The following is a 15,504-nucleotide window of genomic DNA, read 5'->3' as shown; positions in this document are numbered from 1 at the left end:
TTTCGATTGGGTGCTGACGGCAACGCTCCAACGATCCTGTGGCAGGACGGCGAGCGCCTGTTCTGTCGAGGATGGCGATTGGGCGACAACGGCAAGGACAGCGCTGCGCTTGCAGTATTGCTTGCCGGGGAGCACCCGTCACCCGCCGAGCTCGATCGCCTCGCCCATGAATACGCATTGAAGGATGAGCTCGACGGAGCTTGGGCCGTGCCGCCGGTGGAACTTCTGCGAGGCAGCCGTACAATGTTAGTTCTCGATGACGCTGGCGGAGAGCCACTCGAGCGGTTTCTCGGCATGCCCATGGAGATCGGAAGTTTTCTACACTTCGCAATCGGAACCGCTGCGGCTCTGGCTAAGGCGCACCAGCGCGGCTTGATTCACAAAGATATCAAGCCGAGCAACATCATCGTCAACCGTGCGAGTGGAGAAGTGCGGCTTACGGGATTCGGCATCGCCTCACGGCGTCCTCGTGAACGACAGACGCTCGATCCGCCTGAAACGCTTGCTGGCACGCTGGCGTATATGGCGCCTGAGCAGACTGGACGGATGAACCGCTCTATCGATTCGCGCAGTGACCTCTATTCGCTCGGCGTTACCCTGTATCAGATGCTTACTGGTTCGCTGCCGTTCACGGCATCCGATCCGATGGAGTGGGTCCACTGCCACATCGCACGGCAGCCGCTCGCGGCCAGCAGACGGCTGGAGACCATCCCGACCGCGGTCTCGTCCATTGTCATGAAGCTGCTCGCCAAGCCCCCGAGGAGCGCTACCAGACCGCGGCTGGCGTCGAGCGCGACCTACTGCGCTGCTGTTCGGCCTGGGAGACCGAACGCCGTATCGATGACTTTCTGCCAGGCCAAAACGATGAGCCAGACCGGCTGCTGATTCCTGAGAAGTTGTATGGGAGAGCGAGCGAGGTCGAGACCCTGCTAGCCTCCTTCAACAGCGCTATCAAGAGCGGCACGCCGCAGTTGGTGCTGATCTCTGGATATTCAGGTGTCGGCAAGTCCTCGGTCGTCAATGAGCTGCAGAAGAGTCTGGTACCGCCACGCGGGCTCTTCGCATCTGGCAAGTTCGACCAATACAAGCGCGATATTCCCTATTCGTCTGTTGTGCAAGCGTCTCAAGGTCTAGTGCGGTCCCTCCTCAGCAAGAGCGACACCGAGCTGATGAAATGGCGCGGCGTGCTTCTGGAGGCGCTGGAGCCCAACGCGCGGCTCATGACCGACCTCGTCCCCGAACTGAAACTTGTCATTGGCGACCCGCCGCCGGTGCCAGAACTTGAGCCACGGCAGGCGAAGAATCGTTTCCAGTTGGTGTTCCGCCGCTTCATCGGTGTCTTTGCCCGACCGGAGCATCCGCTGGCGCTCTTCCTCGATGATTTGCAATGGCTCGACGCGGCGACGCTCGACTTGGTAGAGGATCTGCTAACCCAGTCGGATGTGCGACACCTGATGTTGATCGGTGCATACCGTGACAACGAGGTCGATGCGGCTCATCCGCTGACGAGCAAGCTTGATGCAATCCGCCAAACCGGAGCGGAGGTGCACGAGATCCGCCTGGCACCGCTTGCCCCTGACGACCTCGGACCGTTGGTGACCGACGCGCTTCATTGCGAGCCCGAACACGCTGCACCGCTGACGCGGCTGGTGCATGAGAAAACCGCTGGCAACCCGTTCTTCGCCATTCAGTTTCTTTACTCGCTCGCCGATGAGGGATTACTGCACTTCGATCAAGGCGCGGCATGTTGGTCGTGGGATGTCGATCGGATTCACGCCAAGGGCTATGCCGACAATGTCGTGGACCTCATGGTCGGAAAGTTGACACGCTTGCCCTTCGACACGCAGCAGGCGTTGCGGCGTTTCGCCTGCCTTGGCACCGTTTCCGAGATCGAGAATCTTTCGATCGTTCTGGGGAGCTCGGAGGAGCAGGTGCACGCGGTGCTGTGGCCAGCGGCCCGCCAGGATATGGTCGAGCGCTTGGAAGGCTCTTATAAATTTGTTCACGACCGCGTGCACGAGGCCGCCTACTCGCTGATTCCGGAAGCGTCGCGCGCCCGGACTCACCTCAAGATCGGGAGGCTGCTGGTGGCGCAGACGCCCCCCGAGAAACAGGAGGAGACGATCTTCGACATCGTCAATCAGCTCAACCGCGGCGCCGCGCTGATCACCCAACAGGAGGAACGGGAGCAGCTGGCTGATCTCAACCTCATCGCTGGCAAGCGCGCCAAGGGGTCTACCGCGTACGCCTCGGCACTCACCTGTTTGAATGCCGGTTTGGCCCTGTTGGCAAAGGATAGTTGGGAGCGCAGGCACGAGCTCATATTTTCCCTGGAGCTGAACCGGGCCGAATGCGAATTTTTGACCGGCCAGCTGCCGGTCGCGGAGGGGCGACTGGCGGCGCTGTCTGATCGCGCCACGACAACGGCCGAACAGGCCGTTGTCGCATGCCTGCGCATGGATGTTTGCACGGCCCTCGATCAAAGCGGCCGCGCGGTCTCTGTCTGTCTGGACTACCTCCAGCGTGTCGGTATCGAGTGGTCCCCTCACCCAAAAGAGGAGGAGGTGCGGCGCGAATACGAGCGTATCTGGTCGTTGCTAGGGAGCCGGACAATCGAAGATATCATCGATTTGCCCCCGATGGTGGATCCGGCATCTCTCGCGACCGTCGAGGTGTTGACCAGGGCTCTGCCGCCGGCCCGTTTTACTGATGCGACGTTGGCTTCCCTAGCGATGTGCAAGGCCGCCAGTCTCAGCCTTGAGCAGGGCAACTGCGATGCCTCCTGTGTCGCCTATGTCATGCTCGGCAGGATCGCTGGAGCTTGTTTTGGCGATTACCGGGCTGGATTTCGATTCGGTCAACTTGGCTATGAACTCATCGAACGACGCGGGATAAAGCGCTTTGAAGCAAGCACGTTTCTTTGCTTCGCGATGTTTGTCGTGCGCTGGATGAAGCACGTGCGAGCTTGCCGTGATCTGCTGCGCCGCGCTTTCGACGCGGCGAACCGGATCGGAGACTTGATGTATGGGGCTTACACGTGCACCCAGCTCAACGCGGACCGTCTCTTCGCTGGTGAGCCGCTGAGGGAGGTGCAAGGCGACACTGAACACGGCCTTGCGTTCGCCGAGAGGGCACGATTTGGTCTTATCATCGACATAGTCGCAACCCAACTCATGCTGATCCGGATGCTCCGCGGCTTGACGCCAAAATTCGGCTGCTTTGACGACGGGCAGTTCAATGAGCTTCGCGTCGAACGCCGTTTGTCCAGCGCGCCCGCTCTTGCGGTTGCCGAATGGTTTTATTGGATCCGAAAGCTTCAGGCCCGCTTCTTTGCCGGGGACTATGCTTCGGCTGTCGATGCCTCGGGCAGGGCGCAACAGCTGCTCTGGATTTCTTCGTCGCTTGCAGCGGACTTTGAGGAAGCCGAATATCGCTTTTACGGCGCGCTTGCCCAAGCTGCTTATTGCGACTGTGCATCCGCGGACGAGCGGCAACAGCACATAGATGCTATTGCCGCGCATCATAGGCAACTGCGAGTGTGGGCGGAGAACTGTCCGGAGAATTTCGTGAATCGCGTCGCGTTGGTGGGCGCGGAGATCGCTCGCCTCGAGGGCCGTGTGCTCGACGCCGAGCACTTGTACCAGGAAGCGATCCGTTTGGCGCGTGACCATGAGTTCGTCCACAGCGAGGCAATAGCCTACGAAACGGCTGCGCGCTTCTACTCCGCGCGCGGCTTTGAAGAGTTTGCGCGCGTGTATCTCCGGAACGCGCGAAATGCCTACCTTCGTTGGGGGGCCGATGGGAAAGTGCGGCAACTCGAGGAGACGTATCCGCAACTCACGGAAGAAGTGAGAGCGCCGTGTCCCACCACCACGATCGCGGCGCCGGTGGATCACCTCGACCTTGCGACGGTGCTCAAAGTCTCGCAGGCAATCTCGGGCGAGATAGTGCTGGAGAAACTGCTCGACACGGTGATACGTACGGCGATTGCCCAGGCCGGTGCCGAGCGTGGCCTGTTGATCCTGTCTCATGCGGCCGAGCGTCGGATCGCCGCTGAAGCCACCGCGTCCGATGGCACGGTTCTCGTGGAACTTCGCGGCGCGCCCGTGACCGCCTCCACTCTGCCGGAGACGGTCCTTCACTACGTTCTGCGGACCAACGAAAGCGTCATGCTCGACGATGCTGCGACCCAGCCCTCGTTTGCTGCGGACCCTTACATCCGAGAGAGTAAGACGCGTTCCCTTCTCTGCTTGCCCCTGGTCAACCAGGCCAAGCTCATCGGCGTTCTCTACCTTGAGAACAACCTTACGCCGCGGGCCTTTGCACCGGCCCGGATAGCGGTCCTAAAGCTGCTCGCGTCGCAGGCGGCGATCGCCCTGGAAAATACCCGCTTGTATCGGGACCTCGAACAACGCGAAGCGAAAATCCGGCGCTTGGTGGACTCCAACATCATCGGGATTTGCATCTCGACGCGGGATGGGGATATCCTCGAGGCCAATGATGCGTTTCTGAGAGTCGTGGGCTACGACCGTCAGGAATTCGCCGCGGGTCGTGTACGCTGGACGGATCTGACAGCGCAAGAATCGCTCAGTCGCACCGCAGAGGCGCTTGCTGAACTTCAGGACACTGGGACTATCCAACCCTTCGAGAAAGAATATCTTCGCAAGGATGGCAGGCGCGTCCCTGTGTTGGTCGGCGTAGCGGCCTTCGACGAGGAACGCTACGAAGTCGTCGCCTTCGTCCTCGATCTGACCACGCGCAACGAGGCGGAGGCTGAAGCGCGCGAGAGCGAGCGTCGCCTGCGCGAGATGCAGACGGAACTAGCGCATGCCAACCGCCTCGCAACCATGGGACAGCTCACGGCATCGATATCGCACGAAGTGAAGCAACCTATCACCGCCACGGTGGTTAACGCCCGAGCCGCATTGCGCTTTCTGGGCTCTCCAACAGCGGATCTGGACGTAGTACGCGAGATCCTCGACGACATTGCGAAGGACAGTATTCGAGCTGGTGAGGTCATCGGTCGCATTCGTGATCTCATCAAAAAAGCGCCGCCTCGGCAGGATCTTCTGGACATTAACGAGGTGATTCGCGAAATGACAGTGCTCGCACGTGGAGAAGCGGTGAAGAATAGAATCGCGGTGCAGACGGAGCTGGCGGAGAGCCTACCCCTCATTCGCGGAGACCGAGTGCAACTGCAACAAGTCATTCTCAATTTGATCATCAACGCCGTCGAGGCCGTGAGTGGTCTCGATGAGGGGCCGCGAGAATTGCTGATCCGCGGCGATGCAATCGAATCGCGCGACGTGCTCGTGACAGTGCGAGATTCCGGGCCGGGGTTGGCGCCAGCAGCTCTTGAGCGCGTCTTTGAATCTTTCTACACGACCAAATCGAGCGGCTTGGGGCTGGGGCTGTCGATCTGCCGTTCGATCGTCGAGGCCCACGGCGGGCGGTTGTGGGCGAGCGCGAACGTCCCCCGCGGCGCCGTCTTTCAGTTCAAACTGCCGGCCGCCGAAGGAGCGTAGTTGGCAGATCTGGGGAGGAGGGCGAACTTGCCACCCGCCGCGAGTACTGCGGCTGCGACCTATTGTAAGGCTCGTTTGTGAGCGCCCCTGTGCGGCTCGCAGCACCACGGAAAGGTCAGGATTGATCTCGTTCCCCCGGCTCCAAACTGATGCTCGACGCCTCCGGCGAGGGTTTTGGCCAGTGCGCTGACGATTTTGAGTCCACGCCCGGGCTGCACTTTGGCAGGGGCCGAACCATTGTCGAGCACCCGGCATTCAACAATCGAACCTATACGAAATAGCTCGACCCGAATCTCGCCACTTCCGTTGGTGAAGGCGTGCCGCGTGGCATTTGTAATGAGTTCGTAGACGATCATGCCCAGTCGCCAGCAGTGATCCGATCGCAGCTGCAAGGGGGAGGCAACAAGCACCATCTTTACCTTCATGTGATCTAGCCTGGACCGGCTGATCGATACGCACAGCTTCTTAAGATATTCCGCAGCGCTGACATAAGTGTCGTACTCCGGCATCTGCAGGGCATGGTTTATATCAACAAGCGTATGAATCACTGCAGCGACTCGTTTCAGGGCAGCCTTGACTTCCTCGTTCTCGGCACGGCCGGCAGCCTGAGTTACGATGCCGATGATGCAGGCAAATTCGTTGTTGATCCTGTGATTAATCTCGCGCAGCAGTGTGGAGTCGTCTGAGAGCGGTAGATCGAGTGCAGATTCGATCATATGACCCTCCCGTCGTGCGAGCTACCGCTCCAGAAGCGAACCCGATGCAGTGCCCACTCCGCACGAATGATTTCTTTCATCGGTTTCTCCTGAATACGTCCAACCTGTTCAATCGCTGATCGCGTAAGGTAGCCAGACCAAGCTGTTTGGTTCATCGCGCTCAGGTGGAGCGGATGTATGCGTTCAATGCGGCAACGACGCCAACGGATAGAACTCGCGGGCCATTGCATAAGCGCGCACCCAGCGAGCGTCGCAGGAGTGTAAAGCTACTCATTGCAATAGTTCGACGGTCGCTCGCCGCAAGCGATATCTGGTCAGCAGCAGGGCGACCGCGTTGGGCAAAGAGCAGTCGAACTGCAGTATTGCCTCCAGCCCGACGTCCCGGGCTCTAAAAGCAAGCGCCTCGCGGTCGCCGATTTATTGGAATCGAATGGACCCCAGGGCACTCATATGGTGGCCGCTGGCGTGCATCCCGTCGGATCAATAATTGCCCGGTCCTGGCTCGCAGGGGATATTGTTTCCGGTCCAGGGCGCCGTCGCAAATGCGCCGACGCGAGGTGCGGGGTAGCAGAGGCGCCCTCCGATGTTGATCAGGGCCGGGGAAGCGCTGGCATTGAAGTCCTCCGCTGAATGCCGCCAAGCGACGTGGCTTTCGCGAGCCGTAGCGGGAGCGGCGAGCATGGCGACTGCGACGAGCGCAGTCGACAAGAGTTTCAGGTGTGTCATTGGGATTCTCCGTTGGTTGCGGGAAGCCAAAGAGCTTCGGCTTCTCTGCACCTGATGTAGATTGTCGAACCTCGATCGCAATTAAATTGGATGTTAGAGCTCAAGCGGCGGATCGAGGTCCGTGGGTTCGGCTCGACTAACCGAACACCGCCGCACGTCCTTTGCTGCGCCTCGTACTCGTGCTCGTGCTATTTTGAACCAAAGCCGAAGCAAGTGCCGCTTCTTCCCTGGGGAAGGTCGAGCGCCGCGGGCACCTCACCGCCATCCAATCCAGGCCGATCGAACCGGCAGCAGGCGAGGTCCGGGCGCACATCGTTAGGCGCCTGCCGTTCCGCCTGCGGCGCCATTTGGTCGCGGGCGGTTTCATGGATAGGCACGGCGATGAGTCCGCCACGGCTCCGTCACCGCGGCCGACACATATATTCAAGAACCGCAGTTGGCTAACGGCATCACGCACATGCTCGGATCTGGTCTGCACGCACATCATCCAACGATGGCCGCCGCGATGCCTTCGCCATGCAATGGCTAGGCTCGAAGCCAAACCAGGCGGTTCAGTAGCGAGATCGCTCGGAATACCGACCACGCCCCACCGCGTATTGGGGGCCGCTATAGTCCGGGTGCCAGGTGCCGATGCGTTGGCATTGGCCGACGCCGGCCATCAACTGGCCGCCGTTCATCGCGGGGCCGGCGTCGCCTACAGCATCGCCACCAGGCGGGGTGCAGAGGCCTGCGCCACGATCCGCTGCAAAGCTCATGCTTGGTGCTGCGAGTGGCAGCAGCGTTGCTAGTGCGGCGGCCACGCTTAGAGTTCTCAGGGTCTTCATCTGCTATTCATCCTCTTTGATTTGATGCTTTGCCGCCGCTGGTGATTTCGACACTCCGGTCTCCGCTTCGAAACCGAAGCCGACAGGCGCCGGCCAGTGACTCAGAAATTAGGATCGGTCCCGCGAAATCCCCATCACATTCTCTGGAGATCGTGTGAACTAGCTGATCACCACTTGCCGTCGCCGTTATCGATGCGACGCCAGTTGAATTCCGCTCACTGGTGCTCCCAATTGATCTCAGCTGAGCACGCTCACCAGTCGGGGAAGTTGCTCTCCAGGCCGTTACCTGGACCTGCGCTCAATTGTCCCGGTGCTGTCGGTTGTTCGGTTGAACCAGGGGGGTGCCGATCGCTTTAATGTCGTGTAGACGTCCTCAACGTCCCGCACTTGAGTTGATCCCGCACCTGACCGAGGCCGAGTTATGAGAACGACGCGAAGCGGAGTTGTTATCCTAGCGAGGCGTCACCGCCCTATGTCGGCTGATGTCGCTATCGCGAAAGCAGTTTGCGACGGCCTAGTCATCACTGCGATAAACGTGCTTATTCAGCTCGGTCGCTGTGGCTACACGCATCGAACATGATATGGTTGTTGTCTGCGCGGGTTGCGGAATGCGCGTAGCGGTTGGAGTATGGCTCCAGCGATGATCTCCAGCCACAGCTTGGTAAAGCAGCGGGAAGTTCATTTTGCTCTTCGCGCAACAGTGATCAACGCCGCGCGTGCATTCTCAGGCGCAATACCCACGTAACTGGTGTCCAGAAAATTCCCGAAGGAAGCGCTCTCCGCAGAGCAGCGGTCATCGCTCGCGCGAAATCTCCGCACAGATCAACATACGGAGAACGAAAATGTTTGTGTTCAAAGCTCTGATCGCGGCCGCTCTACTGTCGGCGGTTACGGTAACTTCAGCGACCGCGCAATATGCGGGCTTCGCGAGCGACCACCCGGACGCTTTTGATGCCGAGTATCCCAATCGGGATTCCCTAAATGGAGGCGCGCTGACGCCCGCTGGTAGGATGGGCCTCGAGTTACCGGGAGGCGCAGCGTGGGTTCATTCGGCGAACGCTTATGCAGGAATGGGCAGCGTCAGGCCCTCATTCTGCGGCCAGCGGTATCGTTCTTACGACCCGGCAACGAGCACCTTCCTTGGCTACGATGGCCGCCGTCATCCGTGTCAGTGATCCGGATGGGAAGTCGAACCGAGACTGACCAGGATACAGCTGTTCCCATGATCAAAAGGCAAAGGGTCCGTACGGGGCGCTGACGGTGTTATCGCTTGGGTCGCCTGAAGGCGGACCGCGCCCTTGAGGCGTGGCCGCTATCGGGACCGGCCTCGATCGTGGGCCCGTATCAATTTGAAAGGATTCAACTGTAAGCGACGATAGCGATGCGCCAACCTCGGAGGTCGTTTACCAATGTCAATGGCGCGCTCGTCTCGATCGCTGCGGTTGTGCAACCCGACCGTATCGGCCGCGTCGCGCTTGGTGGCGCTTTCGGGTGATCGGCATTCCATAGGTGCTGAAAGCGGGCTTTGCGAGTTCCGCATAGACCAACGGCGCATTGTCTTGCGTAGGCCAATTTGGGGAAGCTCGTTGCACGCAGCGGCGCACGCTACACGCTTGCGCAACTAAAACACCAGCGTCGGGTAGGGACGCTGGTGTTTTTTCAGGCGAGTAGATCGTTCCCAGGCTGCAGCATCCGGACGAACGTTCCGCTCTGGGCGAGTTCGATGATCCTGCGCCGATCAATTGAGGCCGACTACACTCCGAAGGAATGTCGCATCTGACTCGCCATGCGCTGTACCGCGTCCGTGTATTGACCGTGGTTGAAGTGCTGATCGGCGACGTAAAGAACCACAATGAGGCCTGCAGCGATCAATAAGCCTTTCACGAGCGACGCTCCTTTAAGGTCTGGGCGGCTCCGAATGTCGTGACGATTCCCGCATTCTGGCTGGACTCTCCGTCCGCGTCGGCTCCGGCAACCGGCTCGCCTCCAGCGCTCTGTTGTCGCGTACCGTCCAGCAAGCAAGTCGAGCGTAGCTGCGTCTTAGCGCAGGCATGAGCCCTTCCCGTGGCGCTTCTCGATCCATCACTGAGGAGAATCGCAGGGCTCCTTTAAGGAAGTCTTGATCAGCCTATCTGGAGAACTCCGGGCAAACCCGGCCCGCGTCGCGCTCGTTCACACGTTCAATCCGCCGTCCCTCGCGGCGGCGAGTGGACGATCACAGTGAAAGACTGGCCCCGGCGGAAATCTCCACGCGCCGGGGCCTTCTTCTTTTCGGGAACAAGTGGGCAACCAGGGGCGTTTAAGCACCGCTTTGATAGGAGTGGGATTACTACCGGCTTCGGTGTTCTCCCCGGGGCGCTGGGGCCGCTTTCTGCGGAAGCAGGGAGCCATGTTCAAACCAGATCATTTTGATGCGGTGGACTATAGCTTCCTCGGCATTGCCGGGGCATCGTTCGTGGCGATCGTCGTCACTGTCGGGTGGATGCTGATCGGGTGATGATCCACCCTATGGACGGGACTTTGCCCTTGCGCGCAATCTGCGTTGATGACGCCCGAGAGAAAGTCGAGCGGTGGGACGCACTGGCCTCGCGGCTGCTTCCTCCGGAACGCGAACCAAAGCGCGACGTCAGGATTTCTTTCGCTTTCGTTCACCGCCCGCCGCTGCTTCGCGAGCCAATCGTTCGGCCTTCAATCGCTCGCGGTTTGCGTGAAATGCCTGTTGGGCGCGTTCATACTCGGACATCACGGCCTTGGTATCCGCTTGCCTGAAGGCCTTATGGGCCTCCCGGTGGGCTGCGGAGGGTACCTTCCGTTGGTGGGTGTTCATTTCCTCCTCCCATTAAACCTTGGGCGGGGCTACTTTACCCGAAGCCCACAATCGACAGTGGAATCCCAGTGTGCTCGCAGGAAGCAAATTAGGACACTCGACGCATCGTCTGCGGAGGTCCCTTGGTGTCTTCCGCCACCTGAGCCAATCGCTCGGCCTTGAACGCGATAACTCCATAGTTGTCTTACTGGTTCCTTTGCGCTTTGCGGCAGCGCCGATTACGAAAAGGCGCCACATATCCCCGGCGTTATTTTCCCTTCGCCTTCAGCCCTTCGCTCGATAGCCGGGCGACTAACTGCGCACGAAATCTCGCAATATCTCGAAGTAATTCGTCGCGGCCCGGTCCCTGCGCAAGCTTCCGTGTGGCAGCTTCTAACCTAACCGCCATTTCCTCCAGCTCCCGCATTTCGTTCACGCTCATTTTTTGGCCTTCAGTCCGATCTCGACCAGCCCGGCGATCCGGTACGGGTAGTCACCCCTCGATGATGAGGCGACCCAGGAACGCATTGCAGGCCCGTTCGGCTTCAGCGAACGTGCTGAAGGGCGATCCGGATACTTGAAGCGCTGGCATATTCAGAAAGTCTGGACGGTATGACGCAACAAAGCCAGGCTCTCCATGCAGGCCTGGTCCACTCCGGCTTTCGTTGCTGATAACGAACGAATAGTCGTCACTGCTGGCGATCCACATCTCCAGATCGCCAGTCTCGACGCGGCTGAAGTGCAGGGGCATCTCACCCTCCACATTTGCCGGCCGAGCCTAGGACACAATTTCTTTCGACTTCGGTCCGAATCGCCGTTGAACGTTCAAACGGCGAAGGGCCGCCGGCTCGCAGCTAATAGCAAGCATACGCTTGCTGGCTTGCCGCTGCGACGCAGTAGCCATAGCTGGCTCGGTACGGATAGGGGTACCCATAGCCGTAGTCGTACCCGTAGTCATACGGGTAGCCGTATCCGTAAGGGTAACCGTAGGCACCCGCCAAGCCGAGACCTATCCCAAGTCCAAGAGCGGTTGCTCCAAACCCGGCTCCGCGCCAACCGCCGCCATGCCAGCCGCCTCCGCCAAATCCGCCGTGGAACCCGCCACCATGAAAGCCACCACCGCCGAAGCCGCCGCGCGCAGAAGCAGCAGACGGTGCAAACGCCACGGCAATTACCGCGAATAATATGATCAGGCTTTTCCTAAGCAGCATCGGACTCTCCCAATTGAAAGTCGCCCGATTTGGAAAACGCTTCACGTCCGCTTTAGTTGCCGACTGTCGTGTCCAAAGACACCCCGACAGGCGCGCGCCTTGGCGCGCTCAGCTACGGCTCTATTTCTTCGCCTTCAGGAAGCGACGGAATGGGGCGCTCCTGCGATCTCCACTCATCGATATTGGCGACCAGCTCGGGCGAGCACGCATTTGGAGGCTAATCGAAATGGCCAAGTCTGACCGCGTGCATAGCACGCCACCCACAAGCGCGTCCGCAATTCTGGAGGAGGGGGCTGGCGCCCATGGCGCCGATAAATTGTCCCCGGTGTCTCTGATTCCGACCAGATCAGCTGGCGCATGTCAGCCCGTCTGCGACGAGTGCGAACCGGACAGCGTCGAGCCGACTTCTACGGGCGGGCAGGGCCGCACACCGTGAGCAGGAGGCTCCTAATGAATATGTTCGGTCCGCGGCAGTAGCCGCTGCCGCGCCCGCCGCCGTCGCTATGAGGCATTCAGCGACCGCTCGAATTGCGCGATAGCGGCCAGCATGGTCGCCAGCAGCTGGCCTTGCGCCGATGAAATATCGAGCAACGGATCACCAAAGGTTACGAAACACGGCGCCGGCCTTGCCAATACGCTCGTTCAGATCCAACAGCTCACGGGTGCTGCGGCCGAGCCGGTCCAGCTTGGTGACTAGGACGACGTCACCGGGCTGCAGCGCGGCCATCAGCTTCGCCAGCTGCGGCGATCGGCGCGGGCGCCGCTGATCTTCTCGCGATAGATCGTATCGGCGCCAGCGGCCTTGACGGCTTCCAGCTGGCCGGTGAGGTGCTGTTTGCTTTGCTTTGATAGGAAGACCGGATAAACGACCGACTCGCTGGCCATATCGGCGAGCCGGCGCGTTTGGCTTGTCCGACGTTGCTCCCTCTTCATTCTGAATCGCCGTGTAACCTATTGATCCAACTGGGGACGAAAACCGCTCGAAATTCAGAATGGCTACTGATTTTCCTCGAAATCCTCGCGGATTTTGATTCCGCCATTCGGAGGTTCGATCCCTCCCGCCCCAGCCATATTCAAGGTATTGAATTAATTAAATAAATTGCTTTTGCGCATCAAGAATTTTCGACGCGTTTGGAAATTCGGTTCAGCCCGCATTTGGAAATCCTGTGCTCAGTTCGTTCTGGATGGATTGCGAACGCGAATCATAATGAAATTGAGCGACGCTCAATCTGTCGGTTGGACGCTAGAATGCTGCTGACGAATTCGAGCTTTCGACTTTCAGGTTTGTGATGCCGCGGATGCCGGGCGAGAATGCCTCCGACCTTTTGCAGTGTTGAACGGAGCTCGAAGTTTATCTTTGCGAGCCGATATCTGGAGACATTTGGCGCGTTTCATTGCGAGGCGATTCCGCTTCGCCAGCAATCGGCTGCTGATCAAGTTCCTTCTGCGCCAGGAGATGCGCGTGTCGTTTCCGGGTTGCGGCTAACGCTCGCGCCATCGTCTCCTTGGCGTAACCACGATAGGCTTGTGCGGTCTTGTGTCCGGAAAGCGCGCGTCCCTGGCCGTCCGTCAGTTCGGCTTCCTCAAGCTCGGTCATGCCGCCATGTCGGCAGGCATCGAGCGTGAATAGCTTCGACACGCCGTCGATCTTCTTGCGCATCTGCTGTACGACTTTTTCCATGCCGGGATAGGACCATACTTTGGCGTCGCCCTTGTGCTCACCCCTTTCGATCTGGCGCATGATCATCGGGACGCCGAGCTTGGGCAGATGGCTCAAAACGTCCTCCGCTTCCGCATAAAACTTGACGGTCTCTCCTTCGACTGTCTCTTCGAGCGGGTGCCAGACCAGCGCCTTGTTTTTGTGGTGCTCGATACGCACGGCATGCGGCCAGTTCTTGCTGCGGTAGTCAGGCCAAGTCAAAAACCCGGCCACCACGTTCTCCGGCCGTTGCAGCCATTCAAAGCAGATCACTGCGACGGCCGCGGGTTCAGGCCGGCCTTCCTTGATGCAACCCCACGCGAACTTGTATACCTCCTCACGGGTAACCGCGTGTTTCTTGGTCCTAGTGCGGCTCTTTAGAGTGAAATCGTCCCAGGGGTTCGGGTGCTTCTTATCGAACAACTCCGGGTGCAGCCGACGCATGATCCGCCATACCTTTCGGCAGAGCCCAACCACCTTTTCTCCCTGCCGCAGTCTAAGGCCGTTCGGGCCGTTGATGATTTTGTCGTAGATCTTATCCGCCGCTCTTGGCGTGACTTCCAGTATCTGCCGTTCGCCGATCCGGCGTCCGCTCTTGCCGACGGTGTCGCAGATCAATTGCATGATCCGTTCGTAGTCGGGGCGCGACCGAGGTGAAACCTTCTCACTGTACGCCTTCTCCGTCTTGTATTGCCGGAATAGCCAATCGACGGTGCCGTAGCGTGAGATCTTTCCCTGCTCCCCCGGCTGCCCTCTGCGCTGATTGTTCCATTCATCGAACCAGGCGTTGAGCGTGGCGGCGCGTCCGCCGTTTCCGTCATCGCCGCACGCCGCTGCATAGCTCGTCCCAAGTGGCTCATTCGCCATCTCGCAGCCGAGATTCCGGTAATGGGTCGGGATCCGGAAGTAGAATGCGGCCGAACCGCGGGCAAGCCGACGCACCTCCACGAAGCGTGGAAGCGGGCGCTCCAACGTCACAAATCCTCGGCGAGGTCGCCCGGCACGATGCCCGGCGCAATAGCTCGGTCCAGATCGTCTCTCAACCACAGCTGACGCTTCCCTTCTTTCACGCGTGGTCGAGGATACTCCATACCGACTCGTTTGAGAAAGGCTTCGACAGTTGGCTCACCGCAATACCCTGCCGCGACTGCAGCTGACATACGGCGTGGCCAAGAACCAGCAGGAATTACGGAACGTGGCATCGCAACCGTCCAATCTTGAGCTGCCGAAATCGGCTTCTAGCGTATGGAGCCGATGCATCATGCAGATCGCCAACGGCGCTTGGAAGTGCGACGGCGGCCAGATCGGGCAAGAGGGTAGTAGATCGTGCGAAAGGGATAAGTTGGGTGTGTCCTCGCTGGTAGGGGAGCTACAGCCAGTTTTGTACTGGGCCGCCGGATAACCAAACCTTGGAGGATGGTACGGAGCGGCTAAATAATGCTAAATAATGATGTGGCGAACCGTCCACATCGATGAAGCCGTGCTTTTCTTCGCTCTAGATGTTTAGTCCCGGCATTTGCTGGAGCGGGTTAAGTTTGAATCGTTCTGGCTGGGAAGTCCAGCATTTGCAGATGTATTCGTAGGGTGTGAGGCCCTTGAGGGGTCTTCAGCCGCCGAGCGTAGTTGTAGGCGGTGATGAAGTCGGCGAGGTGAGCTTCGAGCTGAGCGTGTTGATCGTAATGGTAGCGTTGGACGGTCGCTTCCTTGATCGTGCGGTTCATGCGCTCGACCTAGCCGTTGGTCCACGGATGCTTGACCTTGGTCAGCCGATGCTCGATCCCGTTCTCTTGGCATCGCATATCGAACATATCCGCGAATGTCGGGGAGGGCGGGAATAGGTACTCGACGCTTTGCGCATCTTCGAGAGGGACTATTTCTGGCTCGATCCAAAGAGCCCCCCAAGAAAACGTGCCCCAACAGATGAGTGCTGCTGCCATAGTGGATCGCGACGTTGCCGGAATATGGGACACGCGCGGTTCGAATGATCGGCGGTGCGC

7 protein-coding genes and 2 pseudogenes are annotated in these 15,504 nt (G+C 59.5%); 2 read left to right on the top strand and 7 right to left on the bottom strand.

Annotation, left to right across the window (positions count from 1 at the left end):
• The first annotated feature begins 6 nt into the window (after nt 1-6).
• Nucleotides 7-5,525 (top strand): annotated as a pseudogene (locus AKN84_RS10080) (trifunctional serine/threonine-protein kinase/ATP-binding protein/sensor histidine kinase).
• Between the two features lie 59 nt (nt 5,526-5,584).
• Here the strand turns inward: AKN84_RS10080 and AKN84_RS10075 are convergent.
• Nucleotides 5,585-6,241, bottom strand: coding sequence for a sensor histidine kinase (locus AKN84_RS10075; protein WP_050420557.1), 657 nt, complete (start codon nt 6,239-6,241; stop codon nt 5,585-5,587).
• A 2,392-nt stretch (nt 6,242-8,633) separates the two neighbouring features.
• Here AKN84_RS10075 and AKN84_RS50330 point away from each other — a divergent pair.
• Nucleotides 8,634-8,966, top strand: a complete 333-nt coding sequence (locus tag AKN84_RS50330) for a BA14K family protein (protein WP_128970607.1) — start codon at nt 8,634-8,636, stop codon at nt 8,964-8,966.
• 1,451 nt (nt 8,967-10,417) lie between these two features.
• On the opposite strand, the gene AKN84_RS44830 is transcribed toward AKN84_RS50330, so the two are convergent.
• From AKN84_RS44830 to AKN84_RS10060, 6 genes and pseudogenes are all read right to left on the bottom strand, one after another.
• Nucleotides 10,418-10,618 carry a hypothetical protein gene (locus AKN84_RS44830; RefSeq protein ID WP_128970606.1) on the bottom strand — a complete coding sequence of 67 codons (201 nt, stop codon included), beginning with the start codon at nt 10,616-10,618 and terminating at the stop codon, nt 10,418-10,420.
• Between the two features lie 472 nt (nt 10,619-11,090).
• Nucleotides 11,091-11,348: a hypothetical protein gene (locus tag AKN84_RS10070; protein ID WP_050420646.1), complete on the bottom strand. Its 258-nt coding sequence runs from the start codon at nt 11,346-11,348 to the stop codon at nt 11,091-11,093.
• A gap of 1,055 nt (nt 11,349-12,403) precedes the next feature.
• Nucleotides 12,404-12,535 carry a recombinase family protein gene (locus tag AKN84_RS44820; protein ID WP_128970605.1) on the bottom strand — a complete coding sequence of 44 codons (132 nt, stop codon included), beginning with the start codon at nt 12,533-12,535 and terminating at the stop codon, nt 12,404-12,406.
• Nucleotides 12,535-12,741 carry a recombinase family protein gene (locus tag AKN84_RS44815; RefSeq protein ID WP_128970604.1) on the bottom strand — a complete coding sequence of 69 codons (207 nt, stop codon included), beginning with the start codon at nt 12,739-12,741 and terminating at the stop codon, nt 12,535-12,537. Before AKN84_RS44815 ends, AKN84_RS44820 begins: the two co-directional genes overlap by 1 nt.
• 418 nt (nt 12,742-13,159) lie before the next feature.
• Nucleotides 13,160-14,479, bottom strand: a complete 1,320-nt coding sequence (locus tag AKN84_RS10065; RefSeq protein WP_128970603.1) for a hypothetical protein — start codon at nt 14,477-14,479, stop codon at nt 13,160-13,162.
• 523 nt (nt 14,480-15,002) lie between these two features.
• Nucleotides 15,003-15,315: pseudogene (locus AKN84_RS10060) on the bottom strand (integrase core domain-containing protein); the annotation flags it as partial.
• Nucleotides 15,316-15,504 lie beyond the last annotated feature (189 nt).

The organism is Bradyrhizobium tropiciagri, from assembly GCF_001189845.1.
In the GTDB taxonomy this organism is placed as follows: Bacteria; Pseudomonadota; Alphaproteobacteria; order Rhizobiales; family Xanthobacteraceae; genus Bradyrhizobium; species Bradyrhizobium tropiciagri.
The sequence above is the reverse complement of the archived record's forward strand: the minus strand, read 5'-3'. Positions and strand labels throughout refer to the sequence as shown.

What these genes read in the sequence shown, in the direction of transcription:
- AKN84_RS10075 (WP_050420557.1), bottom strand. Translation starts at nt 6,241, where the DNA reads ATGATCGAATCTGCACTCGATCTACCGCTCTCAGACGACTCCACACTG.
- AKN84_RS50330 (WP_128970607.1), top strand. Translation starts at nt 8,634, where the DNA reads ATGTTTGTGTTCAAAGCTCTGATCGCGGCCGCTCTACTGTCGGCGGTT.
- AKN84_RS44830 (WP_128970606.1), bottom strand. Translation starts at nt 10,618, where the DNA reads ATGAACACCCACCAACGGAAGGTACCCTCCGCAGCCCACCGGGAGGCC.
- AKN84_RS10070 (WP_050420646.1), bottom strand. Translation starts at nt 11,348, where the DNA reads ATGCCCCTGCACTTCAGCCGCGTCGAGACTGGCGATCTGGAGATGTGG.
- AKN84_RS44820 (WP_128970605.1), bottom strand. Translation starts at nt 12,535, where the DNA reads ATGGCCGCGCTGCAGCCCGGTGACGTCGTCCTAGTCACCAAGCTGGAC.
- AKN84_RS44815 (WP_128970604.1), bottom strand. Translation starts at nt 12,741, where the DNA reads ATGAAGAGGGAGCAACGTCGGACAAGCCAAACGCGCCGGCTCGCCGAT.